Origin of the sequence: Rhabdochlamydiaceae symbiont of Dictyostelium giganteum (assembly GCF_964291045.1) — a bacterium.
GTDB lineage: Bacteria > Chlamydiota > Chlamydiia > Chlamydiales > Rhabdochlamydiaceae > PALSA-1444.
In genome coordinates this window covers 135,950-153,460 of sequence record NZ_OZ197277.1, presented here as the reverse complement: position 1 = coordinate 153,460, position 17,511 = coordinate 135,950, and the positions used below count along the sequence as shown (strand labels likewise).

The 17,511-nt window shown below is 41.0% G+C and carries 14 protein-coding genes; 6 read left to right on the top strand and 8 right to left on the bottom strand.

Features of this window, described 5'->3' with window-relative positions:
* The first annotated feature begins 29 nt into the window (after nucleotides 1-29).
* Nucleotides 30-1,601, top strand: a complete 1,572-nt coding sequence (locus ACI7T6_RS00545) for a peptide ABC transporter substrate-binding protein (RefSeq protein ID WP_404665653.1) — start codon at nucleotides 30-32, stop codon at nucleotides 1,599-1,601.
* On the opposite strand, the gene lipA is transcribed toward ACI7T6_RS00545, so the two are convergent.
* Both lipA and lpdA read right to left on the bottom strand, forming a co-directional pair.
* Nucleotides 1,598-2,566 carry a lipoyl synthase gene (gene lipA / locus ACI7T6_RS00540; protein ID WP_404665652.1) on the bottom strand — a complete coding sequence of 323 codons (969 nt, stop codon included), beginning with the start codon at nucleotides 2,564-2,566 and terminating at the stop codon, nucleotides 1,598-1,600. The two genes, ACI7T6_RS00545 and lipA, sit on opposite strands and share 4 nt — an antisense overlap.
* Nucleotides 2,563-3,966 (bottom strand): dihydrolipoyl dehydrogenase, encoded by a 1,404-nt coding sequence (lpdA, locus tag ACI7T6_RS00535; RefSeq protein WP_404665651.1) that lies wholly within the window; start codon nucleotides 3,964-3,966, stop codon nucleotides 2,563-2,565. The genes lipA and lpdA overlap by 4 nt, the downstream gene beginning before the upstream one ends.
* An 87-nt stretch (nucleotides 3,967-4,053) precedes the next feature.
* On the opposite strand from lpdA, the gene ACI7T6_RS00530 reads away from it, so the two are divergent.
* A complete protein-coding gene (locus ACI7T6_RS00530) occupies nucleotides 4,054-4,482 on the top strand; it encodes a hypothetical protein (RefSeq protein WP_404665650.1) in 429 nt (142 codons plus the stop codon).
* Nucleotides 4,483-4,611: 129 nt separating this feature from the next.
* Here ACI7T6_RS00530 and secA read toward each other — a convergent pair whose 3' ends face one another.
* The gene (secA, locus tag ACI7T6_RS00525) at nucleotides 4,612-7,515 is read right to left on the bottom strand and encodes a preprotein translocase subunit SecA (protein WP_404665649.1); all 2,904 of its coding nucleotides are present in this window, start codon (nucleotides 7,513-7,515) and stop codon (nucleotides 4,612-4,614) included.
* A 192-nt stretch (nucleotides 7,516-7,707) separates the two neighbouring features.
* Here secA and asd point away from each other — a divergent pair, with 192 nt between their 5' ends.
* Complete coding sequence (gene asd, locus ACI7T6_RS00520; RefSeq protein WP_404665648.1) at nucleotides 7,708-8,619, top strand: archaetidylserine decarboxylase; 912 nt, start codon at nucleotides 7,708-7,710, stop codon at nucleotides 8,617-8,619.
* On the opposite strand, the gene nth is transcribed toward asd, so the two are convergent.
* From nth to ACI7T6_RS00495, 5 genes are read right to left on the bottom strand one after another with little or no spacing between them, the layout of a single operon-like run.
* Nucleotides 8,562-9,212 (bottom strand): endonuclease III, encoded by a 651-nt coding sequence (gene nth, locus ACI7T6_RS00515; RefSeq protein ID WP_404665647.1) that lies wholly within the window; start codon nucleotides 9,210-9,212, stop codon nucleotides 8,562-8,564. The two genes, asd and nth, sit on opposite strands and share 58 nt — an antisense overlap.
* Nucleotides 9,209-10,579, bottom strand: coding sequence for a tRNA uridine-5-carboxymethylaminomethyl(34) synthesis GTPase MnmE (gene mnmE / locus ACI7T6_RS00510; RefSeq protein WP_404665646.1), 1,371 nt, complete (start codon nucleotides 10,577-10,579; stop codon nucleotides 9,209-9,211). The genes nth and mnmE overlap by 4 nt, the downstream gene beginning before the upstream one ends.
* Nucleotides 10,580-10,631: 52 nt before the next feature.
* On the bottom strand, nucleotides 10,632-11,225 hold the full coding sequence (gene ruvA, locus ACI7T6_RS00505; RefSeq protein ID WP_404665645.1) for a Holliday junction branch migration protein RuvA: 594 nt from the start codon (nucleotides 11,223-11,225) through the stop codon (nucleotides 10,632-10,634).
* Nucleotides 11,218-11,712: a crossover junction endodeoxyribonuclease RuvC gene (ruvC, locus tag ACI7T6_RS00500; RefSeq protein ID WP_404665644.1), complete on the bottom strand. Its 495-nt coding sequence runs from the start codon at nucleotides 11,710-11,712 to the stop codon at nucleotides 11,218-11,220. The genes ruvA and ruvC overlap by 8 nt, the downstream gene beginning before the upstream one ends.
* Entirely contained in the window at nucleotides 11,681-13,609 is a 1,929-nt protein-coding gene (locus ACI7T6_RS00495; RefSeq protein ID WP_404665643.1) for a S41 family peptidase, read from the bottom strand. Before ACI7T6_RS00495 ends, ruvC begins: the two co-directional genes overlap by 32 nt.
* A gap of 328 nt (nucleotides 13,610-13,937) precedes the next feature.
* Between ACI7T6_RS00495 and ACI7T6_RS00490 the strand changes: the two genes are divergently transcribed.
* From ACI7T6_RS00490 to ACI7T6_RS00480, 3 genes are all read left to right on the top strand, one after another.
* Complete coding sequence (locus ACI7T6_RS00490; RefSeq protein ID WP_404665642.1) at nucleotides 13,938-14,597, top strand: MepB family protein; 660 nt, start codon at nucleotides 13,938-13,940, stop codon at nucleotides 14,595-14,597.
* 292 nt (nucleotides 14,598-14,889) lie between these two features.
* The gene (locus ACI7T6_RS00485) at nucleotides 14,890-16,512 is read left to right on the top strand and encodes a peptide ABC transporter substrate-binding protein (protein ID WP_404665641.1); all 1,623 of its coding nucleotides are present in this window, start codon (nucleotides 14,890-14,892) and stop codon (nucleotides 16,510-16,512) included.
* A 111-nt stretch (nucleotides 16,513-16,623) separates the two neighbouring features.
* The gene (locus ACI7T6_RS00480; protein WP_404665640.1) at nucleotides 16,624-17,463 is read left to right on the top strand and encodes a hypothetical protein; all 840 of its coding nucleotides are present in this window, start codon (nucleotides 16,624-16,626) and stop codon (nucleotides 17,461-17,463) included.
* The last annotated feature ends 48 nt before the right edge of the window (nucleotides 17,464-17,511 follow it).

Genomic DNA, 17,511 nt, shown 5'->3' with positions numbered 1-17,511 from the left:
ATTTGCTTAACAATTAGAGGCTAATAAAAATGAAACTTTTCGCAATATTTATCTATCTATTTGCTTTATGTGGGTGTCACTCTTCAACTACAGAGAAAAAGCTAGACAAGCAAATCCTTCGCACAAGCTTAGGAACTGATATTGTCTCTTTTGATCCTCGGAAGGGGGTCAGTATGCATAACCAGGCAGTTGTTAGGATGCTCTTTACGGGTCTTGTGAGACTCAATGAAGAGATGATCCCTCAAATGGAGCTGGCTGAATCCTATCAAGTGTCTAAAGATTTTAAGCAATACACCTTTAAAATTAGAGAGTGTTATTGGTCTGATGGCTCCCGTATTACGGCTCAAGATTTTGAAAATACGTGGAAAGCAGCGCTCACTCCAGCGTATGCCTCAGCTAACACCAACTTGTTTTTTAATTTAAAAAACGGCAAAAAGACCTTTTTAGGGGAGCTCCCCATCGATGAACTGGGAGTTAGAGCCCTAGATAGCGCTACCTTAATCATCGATTTAGAAGAGCCTAACCCCCGTTTTCTAGAGATTTTGATTAACTCAATATTCTCACCTGTGCACCCCAGTATGCAAACTTCTGCTCCGAATGAGAAGAAGATCATATCCTCAGGTCCTTTCATCTTAAATAAATATTTATTTCAAGATCGCATTATTTTAGAGAAGAATCAGGGTTATTGGAATGCAACGGCGGTTCAGCTGCATCAACTTCACTACTATATCATTAAAGATCAAGCGACAGCTCTTTTGATGTTTGAAAAGAAAGAGCTCGATTGGTTAGGAGAACCTACTAGCCGCATTCCAACAGATTCGATTCCAACGCTGAAACAAACCATGAATCTTCACACCTGCCAAATCGCTGGGCAACAGTGGATGTTTCTTAATACCACTAGGTTTCCCTTTAATAATGTCAACATTCGAAAGGCGCTCACTTACGCCATTGACAGGAAGATGCTCATGCAAGATGTGATGCATCTTGATGATCCCTCTCCTATTGTTGGCCTGGTTCCTCAAGTGTTAAAGAAAGGAAGCCCGTTTGCAGCTGGGCAAACACCTCTTCCTATGAATGTAAAAGACCTTTTCTCTCTTGGGCTCCAAGAACTAGGTGTTTCTTTAGAACAATTTCCTCCTATTACGATTAACTACAGCACGTCTACAAAAGCCATTGCAGCCATTCAACAGATGTGGGAAGAGCAGCTAGGGATTAGAGTCAAAATTGAAAATGTCGATGGCCCGATCCTGGTTCGAAAATTTTATGATCAAGACTTTCAAATTGTGTGGTCAGGTTGGGTAGTTCAGCATAACGACCCTTCTAACACCTTAGAGATTTTTAAGCTGAAAAATGTACAGCCTAACTATACAGGGTGGGAGAATAAAGACTTTATCCACTATACAACAAGTTCTTATAGCGCGATTTCTGAAGAAGATAAGTGGAAAAATGTGTGCGCTGCAGAGAAAGTGTTCTTAAATGAAATGCCCTCTATTCCTGTGACAGAGATGACCATTTTCTATCTGCAACAGCCATATGTTAAAAACATATCGGTGAACTCTTTACTCCTCATTGATTTTGACCGGGCAGTGATTGAACATTAAGGCTCTATTAGAGCCATTTTTTCCCCAGCTAATAGCTTGATTTCATGCGCGTTAAACGATGACCTCACAAAAGGGCCTGCATACATCTGAGGTATTCCAATCAAGTATCCATACTCTTCATACCGCTTAAATTGCTGAGGGGTGATGAACTCTTTCACAAGAAGCTTTCTTTTATCTGCTTGAAGATATTGCCCAATGGTGACAATTTGACACCCTGCATTTTTTAAATCTTGCAGTGTTTCAAACACTTCACTCTCTGTCTCTCCAAGCCCCACCATGAGTCCTGACTTCACAAAGGACACCTTTTTTGAAGCGTGAGCATACTGAAGCATCTTAAGTGTTGTATCATAAGTTGCCTTGTGACGGATTCTAGGGCTTATGCGTCTTACTGTCTCAATGTTATGATTAAAAACCTCTGGATGGCGGTTTAATACAAGATCAAGCGATTCTACACGGCCTTCAAAGTCGGTGGTCAGAACTTCAATCGTACACTCTTGATTTTTCAATCTAACAGCTTGAATGATTTGTCCCATCTGCTCTCCCCCACCATCAGGAAGATCATCTCTTGCCACCATGGTAATCACGACGTGTTTAAGGCCAAGTTCTGCAACCGAGAGTGCAATTCTCTCAGGTTCATCAGCCTCTAATGCAAGAGGCGTTTTCGTGAAGTCAATATCACAAAAACCGCAATTGCGCGTACACGCTTTTCCAAGAGCTAAAAATGTAGCTGTTTTATGAGAAAAGCAGTGAAGTCTATTCGGGCATTTAGCCTCTTCGCAGACGGTATTAAGACCATATTTTTCTAAGATATGATTCGTCTTAGAAAGGCTTTTTCCTTTAGGAAGAGATCTATGCAGCCACGAGGGAAACCTTCCCCCTTTCCCTTCAGGATTAGAGGGGAGTTGATTTAAGACTCTTAACTTAGGTAAAGGGGCTGGATTGAAAACATCATCTTCTAGAATCATTTGAGGATCTTAGGGGGAAAATGTATCGGTGTATTTTGAGCAATGAGTCCTGACTCTAACCAAGCTTCTGGAAGCGTTGGATGAGCGTGAATGGTCTCTGTCACACATTCAATGGTGAGTTCATTACTGATCGCAAGAGCCATTTCCGCAATTAAAGATGACGCGTTATGCCCGACTACTTGAGCCCCTAAAATTTGCCCTGTCTTTTGATCAATCACAACCGCTGCAAACCCCTCTGTTTCAAGCGTTGCAATCGATTTTCCAAGCGCTTGAAAAGGAAACTTACCAAGCTGTGGAGAATACCCTTTTTGAGCTGCCTCTTCAAGAGTCATCCCCACTGTTGCAATTTCAGGATGGGTAAAGATGACAGCTGGCACTGCTTCATAATGCATATAGGCATCTCCTCCTACGGCGTTTGTTGCAGCCACAATCCCTTGATGAGAAGCTACGTGAGCTAGCATCACTTTTCCTGTCACATCTCCAATTGCATAAATCCCAGGAACAGAGGTCTCCATTTTATCATTCACTAAAATAGCTCCTCTCTCTGATGTCTTCACACCAGCCATTTCTAATCCAAGACCGCCTGTATTCACATTCCTTCCGGTTGCAACAAGTACAATCCCTACAGAAATAGGGTCTTGCCCTTGGATGTGTACAGTCACTCCAGACGCAGTTTTTTCAAGGTGACTTACAGTGACTCCTGTTTTCATCTCGATCCCTTTTTTCTTAAACGCTTGGGTAAGGGTTTGAGAGATATCTTTTCCAAGAGATGTCACAAGAGAGGGAAGCGATTCTAAAATGGTGACTTTAACGCCAAGCTCTGCATATAAAGAGGCAAACTCACACCCAATATACCCTCCTCCAATGATGGCCATGGACTCTGGAAGTGTTGTCATTTCTAAAATGGATGTGGAGTTAAAGATGTGGGTATGATCACAAGGAAATGCGGCAATGTCAACCGGTGTAGATCCTGTTGCTAGAATAAACTTTTCCCCTTTAATGTAGAGGTTGTCTTCCCCTTTCACTTTAATTTCAAAGGCATCTGTAAATGTCGCTAACCCTTTAAATATCGTGATTTTATTCGACTTAATGAGCCCCTCTAAGCTTTGACGTATTTTTGTGATGACGCCGTCTTTACGCTCTTTCATTTTATCGTAGCGAACTGAGATTTCTCCAATCGTAATACCCAGTTTTTCTGCCTGCTTCACAACGTGTAAAGCCTCTACGCCAGCAATTAACGTTTTAGTTGGAATGCACCCTACATTTAAACATGTTCCGCCTAAGAGATGCTTTTCAATCAGCGCCACTTTTTTTCCTGCTTGCGCCGATTTTATCGCGGCAACATATCCCCCTGGACCCGATCCTATCACTACTACATCGTAACACATTTTTTCGGTCATGCATCTATCCTTTCTAAAAATGTGATTTTATCAAAGGTTGAGGTAAAAAAACACCCAAAGTTATAAAATTAATAAAGAGGAAATCAAATGAAGTCTGCAGAACGTCAAAAAATGTGCCTAAATTGTGATGGGAGAATTCCTTATGAATCTTCTCAATGCCCTTATTGCTTTGCTCCCATTCAAATGGAGGGTGATATGAAACCGTTTTCTTCTTCAAGAGAAGATCCCCTAGCAGCTCTTTATAATCCCCCTTACCCCTCAAAACCTCTCTCCCCTTCAGAAGGGATCTCTTTACCCTCAGAAGAGCCTGTTCAAGAGAGTAAAGAAGAGGGAATGTCTTTTTCTTCCACCGCCATGTTAGTTGTAGGAAGTAATCTTTTTACAGTTGGACTCTTGCAGTTTTTCTTTTCAGAGCAAGGGATTTTACACTTAGAGATGAACGCTAGTTACTGGTTTTTGATGTTAATCATCTCTTTGCCTCTCATCTATTTTGGACTCAAAAGTCCGAACAAATAATCTGGCTAAGTCATACATCAAAACCTTCCCCCTAAATATTTAGGACATCACACGGTATAAAAAAAGGGTTTAAAGAGATATGCATTCTCTTTAAACCCTTTGTATTTTTAAGTGCTTTGACTGCTCAGTTTAAGACTCTATTTCAGGCATGAGAGAGAGGTTGACCCGGAAGGGAGCTTGAAAAGAGCTATCTTCTAAAGGGACTTTTTTTGAGCTCTTGATTTCCGGCAGCACCATTTGAAATTTAAAAAGAGCGTGAGCAATCTCTTCTTTAAGCGTTTCACTTAAGTGATTAAACAGCTCAAACGCTTCATGCTTAAATTCCATGAGAGGATCTTTTTGTCCTACCACTCGTAAATGCACCTCGGATTTTAAATAGTCAATCATAAGAAGATGTTCTTGCCACTTTTTATCAATGCTCCTGATCAAAATATTCCGCACGATATCAACGAGAATATCAGAAGAGTAAGGGTTCATTTTACCTTGAACTAAAGCTTCAATGTTATCTATTTTCTTACGCTCTTGCTCCATTTTTAAACGAAACGCTCCTATCACTTGCTCTGTAACCCGTTTTTCCACTTCTAGAGGAGCTTCTACTTGTAGATCAAAGGTGACAGGGAAGTTTGTGGTGAGCCAATTTGTAAGCGATTCTAATCCTTGCATAGAAGCTTGCTTATCAGTTCCTAAAAACCTTGCCACTTTTTGCATAGAGAGTCCTTCTAACACCTCTTCGGCAAGAGATAAAATGTCAGTTGTATGGAGCACATCGTTACGAAATGCATAAAGCTCGGCTCTTTGCTTATTCATCACATCGTCGTATTCAAGAGTGTGTTTACGCATTTGATAGTTTCTTTGCTCAACTCTTTTTTGCGCGGTTTCAATTGACCTATTCAATACCTTAGCAGAAATCGGCTCTCCTTCAGGAGGACGGAACTTATGTAAAAAGGTCGCCACACGGGGGGAGGTAAACAGCCTTAACAATGAGTCTTCAAATGAGATAAAAAATTTGGAGCTTCCAGGGTCCCCTTGTCTTGCACATCTTCCTCTTAACTGCCGATCAATCCGTCTAGATTGATGTCTTGTTGTTCCAATGACATGAAGACCTCCAAGTGCTGAGATATCAGGAGAGAGCTTAATATCTGTTCCTCTTCCTGCCATGTTCGTTGCGACCATGATCGCCCCTTTTTCTCCAGCAAGAGCAATCACTTCTGCCTCTTTAGCATGATTTTTCGCATTGAGTACAGTATGCTCAAGTTTATTTTGCTTTAAGATCCTGGAAATTTTTTCGGAGATATCCACCGACTCTGTTCCAATTAAGATCGGGCGCCCCTCCCTATGTACCTTTTGAATCTCTTGGAGCAGCGCTAAATATTTTTCCCGCTCTGTCATATACACTTCATCATCAAAATCAAACCGGCGTGAAGGTTTATGGGTGGGTATGGAGAGAACATCAAGTTTATAAATCTCTTTAAATTCACTTGCCTCTGTCATGGCCGTTCCTGTCATGCCTGCTAGTTTTTCATACAGCCTAAAGTAATTTTGAAGCGTAATCGTCGCATAGGTTTGCGTCTCGCCTTGGATCTCAACGCCTTCTTTAGCTTCAATTGATTGATGAAGGCCATCAGAAAATCTGCGGCCAGGTTGCGGTCTTCCTGTATTTTCATCAATGATGACAATTTTTCCGTCCTGAATGATGTAATCGACATCTTTTTCCATGAGAAGATACGCTCTTAACAGCTGCCTTAAGTTATGCGCTTTTTCTTTCCGCAGTGCATCCTCTTCTCGTAAATTCACCTTTTGGCTTAATTTCTCATCGTCTGTAAGAGCTGTATTTTGATCAATGAGCGCGTAAGCTTCTCCTAGATCTAACATCGTAAAGTCGTTAGCAGACTGCTTCATCTCTACCCAAAGGTGCATCCCTTTATCAGTGAGCTCATATTCATTGCCTCTTTCATCAACTGTGATATAAAGCTCAGAAAGAGCCTCTATTCTCTCTTCCTTATTCTGCTCTCCGTAATAGTAAATATCCCATTCATCCACAAAAGAGCGCACTTTAGGATCTTCTTTTAACCGCTTTAAGATCTTATTGTGGGGCATACCTTTACCCACAAGCCACAGCTTACGAAAGGCTGCTTTAGCGCTTGCCTCATCTTCTTTAGACAGTTTAACCTCTTTTTCCTTCAAAAAATCTAACTGATCAACTGTTTTTTTTGCCTGTGTGGCGAGCTTATTGCAAAGATCTCTTTGAAACCGGATCAGCTCAGAGACAGGGGGCTCTAAAACATCATACATTTGACGAGAACTTGCTACCGGGCCTGAGATGATTAAAGGGGTTCTTGCTTCATCAATGAGAACAGAGTCCACTTCGTCAATGATGGTAAAATAGTGCCCTCTTTGGCATTGATCAGATGCTTGCTGCGCCATGGAGTTGTCTCTTAAGTAATCAAACCCAAATTCAGAAGCGGTTCCATACACAATATCTGCTGCATACACCTCTTTTCTAAGTGATTGAGGCGTCGCATTTGTAAGAGATTTAACTGTCATCCCCAGCCATCTAAACACCGATCCAATCCACTCACAGTCCCTTTGCGCAAGATAGTCATTCACGGTGACAAGATGAACCGGTTTTCCAGTGAGGGCGTTAAGATATAGGGGCATCGCAGCAGTAAGGGTCTTCCCTTCTCCTGTTTGCATTTCTGCAATGGAGCCGTGATGAAGGGCAATACCTCCTAAAATTTGGACATCATAAGGAATCATATCCCATTTTTGATCATACCCCGAGACATGCATCTCTATGCCGCAAAGCCGTCTACAAGCCTCTTTTACCACCGCATACGCTTCAGGAAGAAGATCATCAAGTGGTGCTCCATCTTTTAGTCTTTGCCGAAATTCTGCTGTTTTTGCTTTAAGCTGATCATCTGTTAAAGACTGCAGTTTTTTTTCTTGAGAATTGACTTCTTTAACAAGTTTTTGATAACGACTGAGCATCCGTGTCTGTTGGGTTCCAAAAAGATATCTAAATATAGTTAACATGATGATTTCTACTTTCTTACAAGCGGGTTAAAGCGCAACTGATTGACTTTTCTACCCACCATACCAGCTTTAGATAAAATGAGCAAAACATGCCTATGATCTTAGGCATCATTTTTCTTTCCAAACCCCTTTTAAACCTCTATAATCAAACTGTTTTTTCCCCTTGAAGTTTGCGTTAAGGAATAATTAACTATGCCCCACATCTATTATACCGACAGAAACACTCAGGAAAAAAAGATTGAAAAAGTCTACAAAGGGTTTTTAGTTCGCCTTTTCTATAGACCCCACTTTCTGTTAAGAGGTGTGATTAGGTTATTGCGTCCTTTAATCACTCACTCATCTCTTGTCTCAAAGCTCTATGGCAAATTACAAAATACAAAGTGGAGCCGGCGTAAAATTACTCCTTTTATTCAGCAATATGCTGTCAATATAGAGGAGTTTCAAGACGCTCCTCACACCTTTAAAACCTTTAATGACTTTTTTATCCGGAAACTTAAAAAAAATTCTAGACCTCTTCACCCAAGCTCCCGTGTTGCCGTACTCCCAGCCGATGGAAAATATCTTGTTTTTCCTAAAGCTTCTCACTCTTTAAAGTTTTTCGTAAAAGGAAGGCCTTTTTCCATCTCTTCTCTGATTAAAGATCCTGTGCTTGCAAAAACATATGAAGAAGGGTCTCTTCTTATTGCCAGGCTCTCCCCTCCTGACTATCACAGGTTTCACTTCCCCTGTGATGGCACACCTCTCCAGTCCCGTCCCATCAATGGCCCCCTCTTCTCTGTCAATCCGTTAGCCCTGCAAAGTAGACCCTCTATTCTTGCAGAAAATAAACGGGTGATCACCCCGTTTGAATCGGTCCATTTTGGAGTGATATTGTATCTTGAGATTGGAGCAACAAATGTCGGAACCATTCATCAAACCTTTTCCCCTTACACCTTCTATCATAAAGGAGATGAAAAAGGGTATTTTTCCTTTGGAGGGTCCTCACTCATTCTCCTCTTTGAAAAAAATACCATTCAATTTGAGGCAGATTTAGTAGAGGCGTCCTCTCAAGGAATGGAAATATCTGGGAGATTCGGAGAGCCCATGGGTATCTCACTTAGGTGACAAATGGGGCAGTTCACATGATGCCCCCTTGCAGGACAAAACTCTCTAGCAAAGTAGATGATTTGTAAATGGAGCTTAATCCAATCTTTTTTTAAGAAGATCTTTTTTAAATCCATTTCAATCTTCTCAGCTGTTTTTGCAGAACTTAGCCCCCATCTTTTTGCTGAGCGGATAATATGGGTATCTACTGGAAAGGCGGGGATATGAAACGCCTGCGCCATCACAACAGAGGCTGTTTTATGCCCCACCCCGGGAAGGCTCTCTAACGCTTCAAATGACTGCGGAACCTCTCCTTCATACTCTTCAAGAAGGATTTGAGAGAGCTTCCAAATATTTTTCGCCTTTGTGGGGGAAAGACCGCAAGGCCGGATGATATCTCTAATCTCTTCAACAGTTAGCCTCACCATCTCTTCAGGTGTTTTTGCTTTTTTAAAGAGATGAGGAGTCACTTGATTCACCTTAGCATCGGTATTACGGGCTGATAACACGACCGCAATGAGGAGTGTATAAGGATCAAAATGTGTAAGAGGCGGCTTGGGATCTGGAAAATAGTGCTCTAAAATCACTTGAATATCTTTTGCTGTTTTTTTCATTTCCCCACACAAAATTTAGAGAAGATGGCACTTAAGATCTCTTCTGTCATATCTTTTCCAATGATCGTTCCCAGTTCTAAAAGAGTGCTTCTCATATCTGCGGATAAAAACTCCGGAGAAACCCCTCCCTTAAATCCCTCAATCACCTGGGTAAGATAACCTGTGGCTTGTTCAAGTGACTGCTTATGTCTTAAACTTGTGATCACAATTTCATCTTTGGAAGGAGCGCCTCTTTTCCAAATTTTTGCAAGAATGGCCTCTTTTAAGAGGTCTATGCCGGTGCGCTCTTTGGCAGAAATGCCAATGGATCCTAAAGGCTGCGTATGAGAAGAGGGAAGATCGATTTTATTCCAGATGACAACAGTCTTCTCTAAATCCATCTGCCTTAAAATGTCTGCATCTTCCTCTCTTATTCCTTGAGTGGCATCTAAGACGATTAAAATGATATCAGACTCTTGAAACGCCTCTATTGACCTTCTAATCCCCTCTTGTTCAATCCGTTCCTCTGCCTCTCTAATCCCTGCTGTATCCATCAGCTGAAAATGCAGACCGCCGAGCTTTAAATCAGCATCTAAAAGATCTCTTGTTGTGCCTGCAATCTCTGTAACAATAGCTCGTTCTTTTCCTAAAAGAGCGTTCATTAGAGATGATTTCCCCACATTTGGCACTCCGGAAAGACACAATTTAATCCCTTCTTCTAAAACCCTTCCCTCTTCAAAGGTTTGAGCAAGACGCTGCATATCTTTTTTAATCTCTTCTAAGGAAGAAGTCACCTCTTCAAAAGAGGCAAATTCAAGCCCCTCTTCTGGAAAATCGACCCACGCTTCTAAAATCGCTGCAATATCAAAAAGTCTTGTTTGAAACTGTTCAATGGCCTGAGAGAGTTTTCCTTGAAGCTGATTTTCTGCTGCATGAAGAGCTAGGGTGTTTTTCGCTGAAATGAGGGTTTGAACAGCTTCTGCTTGAGCCAGATCTATTTTTCCATTCATGTACGCCTTAAACGTAAATTCTCCAGGAAGAGCCGCTCTTGCTCCTACTTCTAAAATCCTTTCTAGCACAGATTTTGAGATGAGGCTTCCCCCATGGCAATGAATTTCAACGGTCTCTTCTCCTGTATACGATTTAGGAGCCTTCATTACAACAGCCATCACCTCATCAATGAGGGATCCATCTTGACTTAAGATAGCGCCTAAATGCATCGTATGGCTTTTGTATGAACGGATAGGGCCTTTATAAACTTTTTCTACAATGGAAATAGCTTGATCCCCTGAAATACGGATGATCGCAACGCCTCCCTCTCCTGGCGGCGTTGCAATCGCTGCAACGGTTTCTCCTACAACGTAGGGTCTATGATTAAAATGTGTCATTGGTGCAAGATAATACCTGAAAAGAGGGTCTTAAATCCAATCTCATCGTAATTTATGAAGCACTTAGGGCTAAAGAAATGAGATCGGAAAGAGAGAAATTCTCTGGCAATGTGCTGATCACTTTTTTCACCCGTTTTTGCGCCTCAGCTGGATGATACCCTAAATGAATCAACGCTGACACTGCGTCATTTAAATGCGATGATGGGGCATCTAAGGCAGAAGGAATAATATCACTTTTACTCATCTTATGCATTTTATCTTTTAACTCTAAGATAAGCCTTTGCGCTGTTTTTAACCCAATACCTGGCACTTTAGAAAGTAGTGGGACATTAGCTTGCATAATAGCTGTTTGAAAATCTCCCATTTCAATATGTCCTAAAATAGAAAGAGCTGTTTTTGGACCAATACCACTTACTGTGATGAGCTGCTGAAACAGCATTTTTTCTTGAGGAGAAATAAATCCATACAGCGCATGTTCATCTTCTTTAACAATGAGTGTCACATGGAGCGTGATCACCTCTTTTAAAGCAGGTATTTTTTCATAGGTTCTTAAAGAAATATGGACTCCGTATCCAATATTTCCCACATCTAGCACCACTTTAGTAGGAGCTGCTTCAACAACTATTCCTCTTAAAAATTCAAACATGAACGGTATCCTTATAATAAGCGTGACAAAGAGCAATCGCAAGAGCATCAGAGGCATCAAAGGGCATAGGAGGCTCTTTAAGACTTAAGTGCATTTGAACCATTTTCTGCACCTGCTCTTTACTAGCGCTTCCCTCTCCCACAACAGATTGTTTCACTCTTTTAGGGGCGTATTCAAACACAGAGACTTTATGTCTTGCAGCTGCAATGAGAACAGCTGCACACGCCATCCCAAGCTTAAGAGCGCTTTGCACATTTTTATACACAAACTGCGTCTCTACAGCCACTGACTCTGGTTTAAATTGCAAGATGAGCTGCTCAATGGAGTTAAAAATCACTAAGTACCTCTCTTGCTTTAAAGCAAGTTTTGGGGGTCTAATCGCTCCAAAATCAAGCGGTTTAATCCCTTCTTGACTCACTTCAATGAGCCCATATCCTGTAATGAGAGAGCCGGGATCAACTCCTAGAATGATCTGTTTTTGTTTCATGAGCAAGGTACACCATATCCTTAACAATGTTCACAGCTTCTTCTAGAGGTAAATCAAATAACGGATTTTCCTTGAGAGGCTCTTTTAAAAATTTTTGATAATCTTGGCTGTGGCTGACCCTGTAGTCACTATTTTTCTTAAGAAGAGGAACCATCTGCGTCCACTTAGACTCTTTCTTTTGGAGAAAAGGGAGATAGTTCTGTTGAAACCATTTTTTCGTTGATCCGTCAACATCCACAAGCTTGTCACTATAAGCTGGAGCCATTTGATCATTTTTGAGCGCATATTGCAAGTACTTTTCTCCAATCAAATACGAGGCGTACTTTGTGGGAACATGAATATCTGTCTCAACCCCTTCAATTTGCGTAGATCTTCCAGAGACGGTGTAATACTTACCCACTGTCACTTTAAAAAAAGAGCTTGCTTTTGGATCTGTAATTGTTTGATATTGAATGGACCCTTTACCATAGGTTCTTGGATCTCCTACCACAACTGCGATACCGTAATCTTGAAGCGCTTGAGCCACAATTTCTGCAGCAGAAGCTGACATCTTAGAGGTGAGTAGAACAAGAGGGCCTTGGTAATACACTCTAGGATCGATATTCCTTAAATATTGAATTTCCCCTTGGGCATACTTAGAAATGGCCACAACGCCGCTTGTCATAAAGGTGCTAGCTACTTTAACAGCCTGACTTAAAAAGCCTCCTAAGTTCCCTCTTAAATCAATCACAAGGCCAAGGAGCTCTCCTTGCTTTTTGATGCTGCGAAGCGCCTCTTTAATATCGGCATCACAGCTAGAAAACGAAGACCCTTCGTAAAAGGAGGGAAGCGTAATTTTTCCAATGATACCATACCCAAAAGGCTCTACTGAATAAGAGACTCTCTCTTCATTCATCGCCATTTTCTCTCTCATCAAAGACACCTGGATATAAGAATCCGTATTAGGACCTCTTCTTTTAAGACAAAGAGTGATTTCTCTTCTCCCATTTCCTTTCATGAGAGATAACACATCTTGATAAGAGCTTCCCATAAGAGGTCTGCCATTGATTTCAACAATGAGATCTCCCATCTCTATTTGTCCGGATCGAGCAGCTGGTCCCCCTTTGATTAAATCCGTAATCTCAACGCCGTCTAACCCCTCTCTTAAAACAACTCCTACCCCTTCAAATTGCTTTTCGAGTGACGACCGCATTTCATACGCCTCAGCAGGGGTAAAGTAGGCTGTATGTGCATCAAGCCCTCTTGCCATGGCTTTTAAAAGATGCATAGCAAAATGGTGCTCTTCTCCCTCTCCTGTGAGTAAATAGCTGTTTTCATACTGATGAAACCTCTTTTCAAATAAGAGACATGCTGACCTTTTGCGGTCCTGTGTCCAGTAACTTGTACTTTGTTGCCTGTTTTCCAGCATAAATAAACGAAAGAGCTCAGAGCGAAACCTCTCTCTTAGCTCTTCCAAAGAGGTGGCAAAGTGAGATGCTCTTTCAGAGGGAATAACAATCCTCAAAGCTTCTCCTTTTTGCATAAACTCTTCATAAAACTGCTTACGCCACACACGGGACCTTTCAATCGCTTTAATCATGCGCGTATTTAACATGATAAATTCAGGGAATTCATCGGCAAAATAGCTATCAATCAGTTGCTCGGTCATAAAAGAGGAGAGCTGAAGAAAGGGTCTTACTTCTGATTCTGTTAAATACATTTTCTGCGGATCAAACTGCTCAATAAAATTGTGCATGGACCGTTTGGCAAGAGAGGGCGTCATCTCATGCGTCTCCACATGCAAGCTAAACATCTCTTCCATACAGTCTCTGACATCTGTCAAGGTGAGCTGCTCTCTTGGGGCATTTGCATCTAATGTGATGGCAAGGCTTATGCAAAGTAGGACTAGAAATTTCATATTCACCCTCTCTATTAAAATACAGGCGGAAAATTAAAATGCACTTTAAAATTATTTATTATAGAAGTTATTGAAAATAGGGAAGAAAAAGTGTGCATTTTCTAAACTTGCAAAGAAAATAGAGCGCCGAGAAAAGCCTGTGATGTGAAGAGGCCTATTCTCGAAAAGCGCTTGAGATCTCTTTTTTTATAAAAATTAGGAGCCGTGAGCTCTAAACAAGAACTTAAATGGACTTTTTCATGACGTAAGTTTTTAAAAAAGAGGCTTACATTGCGATATAAAATATGATTCCTTATTCTCAAACTGAATCTCACAAGAAGGCATCTAGATGAGCTATCCTATCTCCTCTACTCTAAATCAAAACGGTATACCCTTAAGTCACATGAATAAAAATCAGGAAAAAAAGCGCGCTCTAGAAGATGACTCTTATGATATCCCTACAAAAAAATGTGCTCTAGATCACGCCTTTGATGACCTACCTCAAGAATTATTTCATGCGATAACCACTTTATATCAGCCAGCTGGAATGAGGGTGACAAATGCTTATCAAGAAAAGGAAGGTAAGGACTACGGAGCGTGTAGGTTAGAGCTTAATGAACAACAAGTTGTTTTCCGGGTTGCTAAAGCAACCCCTAAAAAAGCTGGGCATTTTGTGACAGTATGGCAAAGATCTCATAAAGGAGCCTCTTATGTCCCTTTTCAAACTCATGACGCATTAGAATTTATTGTCGTTAGCGTGAGTGATCATCTCAATAGGGGGCAATTTGTGTTTGATAGAAAGGTGTTAATAGATCAAGGCATTATGGGAAATCAGCACAAAAGAGGCAAAGGTGCCTTTAGAGTTTATGCTCCTTGGGTAAAACCTACTAGTCCATCAGCTCTTAAAACACAAAGCTGGCAAGGGCGCTACTTCCTTTCTCAAAATCCTCCTGATCTAGAGGCCGTACGCTGGCTTTTTAAAGAAAAAAAGTCAGATGACCCGGGTTGAAAATGTCCTCTTCTTTTCTGTGTATGGCTACCTTTTAACCATCTAGAAACAATGCAGTAACACTTTAGTTATAGCCTTATACGCATAAGTTTTGTGCCCTCATCCGTGAATAAGGACTTCTTTTTTAAGCACTTTATCTTAGCCTTTTACCTGGGTAATTGGCCAAAAATTTTCAAAAACACTTCTCATATAACGAGCTTTGAATTATGATCGCCCCATCACTGTAGTGAGATGGTAAGTGAAAATATTTAATGTAAATCTAATTTCAAAGGGGAAAAAAAGCTATTTCTTCTTGCTAACGCTTGTAGGGCTTCTTGTAGGACTTATGGGATGTAGCTCTTCTTCTCAGCCTGAATCTAAGCAAATATTACGGCTAAATATTGCCCATGAACCTCACTCTTTAGACCCTAGAAGAGGAAGAGATTACATTGGCTCTGCAATGCACTATTTGCTCTTTGAAGGGCTTTTAAGGCTCAGTAACGACGCCTCACTAATGCCAGCTCAAGCACAAAAAATCGATATTTCTGAAGATGGACTTATCTACACGTTTCATTTAAGAGATGCTGTTTGGTCAGATGGAACAGCAGTGACAGCTCAAGATTTTGAGCACTCTTGGAAAACGCTTCTCTCTCCAGATTTTCCCACACCAAGCGCGCATCTTTTTTATCCGATTAAAAATGCTAAAAAAGCCAAACTTGGAGAAGTAACAGTGAGTGAAATAGGCATTGTATCAGAAAATGCTAAAACGCTTGTTGTCACACTTGAAAAGCCAACGCCTTATTTTCTTAAACTTGTAGCGTATTGCGCGTTTTTCCCTGTGAAACACACGCTTGATCAAGCAAGCGGTGAGTGGATGAATCAAACCTCTTCGCAATTTATCTCTAACGGCCCTTTTGCCCTCAAAACGTGGAAACACCATAAAAAAATCAATTTAGATAAAAATGAGCATTATTGGGATGCGTCAAGTATTCATCTAGATGGCCTTAAAATCAGTATGATTTCTGATGAAAATACGGCGCTCAATTTGTATGAAAATGGAGATCTCGATATTTTAGGAGCCGGGCTTTCTCCCATTTCTTCTGATGCCGCCTCCTACTACCATAAAAAAGGGCTTTTGCATACCGTTGCAGCTCCTGCTACTACGGTGATCACCTTCAATACGACAAAGTATCCGTTTAATAACATCAATATCCGTAAAGCGTTTAGCTATGCGATTAACCGGCAGCAGATCACCCAAAATGTCACTCAGCTCAATGAAATCGCTGCAACAGGAATTATCCCTCCTGCCTTTATGCCAAATAGACGGTCTTCTTGTTTTCAAGATCACGACACGCAAAAAGCAAAGTATCACCTCTCTTTAGGACTGAAGGAGCTGGGTATTTCCTTAAAAGATTTTCCTAAGGTGATGCTCAACTATACATTTTCTGAGCTAAACCGAAAGCTTGCTCAAGTGCTGCAAGATCAATGGATGCATACTTTAGGCATTCAAATTGATTTGCATAATCTCGAGCATCAAGTGCATATCGAAAATTTAACCACGCTCTCTTATGATCTCGCTCAATCGTTTTGGGTGGCGCAATATAGCGATCCGATGAGCATCTTAGAAAGGTTTAACTCTAAAAATAATTATAAAAATTACACAGGGTGGGAAAACAAAGAGTATACCGATCTTCTTGAAGAGTCAAGTCAGGTGATGCCCTCAGATCAGCGCGTAGAGCTCTTACAAGAAGCAGAATCTTTAATTATGGAAGAGATGCCCATTGCCCCGGTTTACCACTGGCAATTTTCTTTCCTGGCTAAAGATTATGTCCATTTTCCTCCCCTTCTTCCTAACGGCGCCTTTGATTATTCCCGCATTCACATGGAAAAAAGAGAAGAGAGCCTTCTTTCTAAAGAGACGCTCCCACGTCATTGAGATTTAAAACAAGGCGGGGGGTGCCAAGTAAGTAAGTGACAAGAATAGGTGCATTTTGAGAGCCCTTCGTGGTATGCTTTTTCTCTTAATTGATAAAAAAATGAAAATATTATGATCAGACTTTTGTCCACACTTCTTACTTTAGCCTTAGGCGTTTACGGTTTTTGGTTTCTCTCCAATCACTACCCTGATGTAACCACAAAAATTGTAGAGCACTTAGATATCCGGCAATTTCATGCGCTTGAGATGAAATACACAGCCAGTCAGCTCATGGATAAACATAGGGGAGAACTTTTTCCAAAAGGGAAATCTCACTATCTAGCTCCCTTAACCGAGTTTTACCCTTACGCTTTAATGGAAGTGAAATACACCCCGTCAGCAGGGTATACCAAAGAGTCTCTTTTACTTTGGGATTTAAGTGACGGAGAGGCTATTTTAAATGGAAAATATTGGGATAAAACCCATGGATTTGGAGATTGCCTCTCTGCTAGTGCCTCGCACTTTGATTTTAAAGTGCTCCATTTTCTCTCATCTAAAGGCGGATCAGTGGCAGAAGAGCAGCTTTTAAAAGGGTTATTTGTAGATGCAAGAACCTTGAAAGGGTGGATCACAAGTTGCCTCAAGAAAAAACTCATTATTCAAAATGGATCGAGCTACCGCCTCCATTTTCAAAACCCTAAACTCCGCATCACTCCTGAAACGCAGCTAGAGGAAAAACTTCTCATTAAACCGTTAAAAGAGTCTCCAAGGCTTCCCTCTTATTTCTCTTTAACCCAAGTGGAAAAGATGGCAAACTGCGCCTTTGGAGAAAACTTCACCATTCGGAAAATCACCCTCATTTATCTTCCTGTACACAACTTGATTGTGCAAAATCCTGATGGGTCGGTCCAAACAACGCTTTGGAATGCGTTCAATGGAAGGCCGTTTATCCACTCTTCATCAGCTAGCTAGAAGGGAAGAGTTTTATATTTTTTGTATCCAATCATTGACGAATACCCC

Bases quoted from the DNA above. Each gene is read 5' to 3' on its own strand.
- ACI7T6_RS00545 (WP_404665653.1), top strand. From the start codon at position 30: ATGAAACTTTTCGCAATATTTATCTATCTATTTGCTTTATGTGGGTGT.
- lipA (WP_404665652.1), bottom strand. From the start codon at position 2,566: ATGATTCTAGAAGATGATGTTTTCAATCCAGCCCCTTTACCTAAGTTA.
- lpdA (WP_404665651.1), bottom strand. From the start codon at position 3,966: ATGACCGAAAAAATGTGTTACGATGTAGTAGTGATAGGATCGGGTCCA.
- ACI7T6_RS00530 (WP_404665650.1), top strand. From the start codon at position 4,054: ATGAAGTCTGCAGAACGTCAAAAAATGTGCCTAAATTGTGATGGGAGA.
- secA (WP_404665649.1), bottom strand. From the start codon at position 7,515: ATGTTAACTATATTTAGATATCTTTTTGGAACCCAACAGACACGGATG.
- asd (WP_404665648.1), top strand. From the start codon at position 7,708: ATGCCCCACATCTATTATACCGACAGAAACACTCAGGAAAAAAAGATT.
- nth (WP_404665647.1), bottom strand. From the start codon at position 9,212: ATGAAAAAAACAGCAAAAGATATTCAAGTGATTTTAGAGCACTATTTT.
- mnmE (WP_404665646.1), bottom strand. From the start codon at position 10,579: ATGACACATTTTAATCATAGACCCTACGTTGTAGGAGAAACCGTTGCA.
- ruvA (WP_404665645.1), bottom strand. From the start codon at position 11,225: ATGTTTGAATTTTTAAGAGGAATAGTTGTTGAAGCAGCTCCTACTAAA.
- ruvC (WP_404665644.1), bottom strand. From the start codon at position 11,712: ATGAAACAAAAACAGATCATTCTAGGAGTTGATCCCGGCTCTCTCATT.
- ACI7T6_RS00495 (WP_404665643.1), bottom strand. From the start codon at position 13,609: ATGAAATTTCTAGTCCTACTTTGCATAAGCCTTGCCATCACATTAGAT.
- ACI7T6_RS00490 (WP_404665642.1), top strand. From the start codon at position 13,938: ATGAGCTATCCTATCTCCTCTACTCTAAATCAAAACGGTATACCCTTA.
- ACI7T6_RS00480 (WP_404665640.1), top strand. From the start codon at position 16,624: ATGATCAGACTTTTGTCCACACTTCTTACTTTAGCCTTAGGCGTTTAC.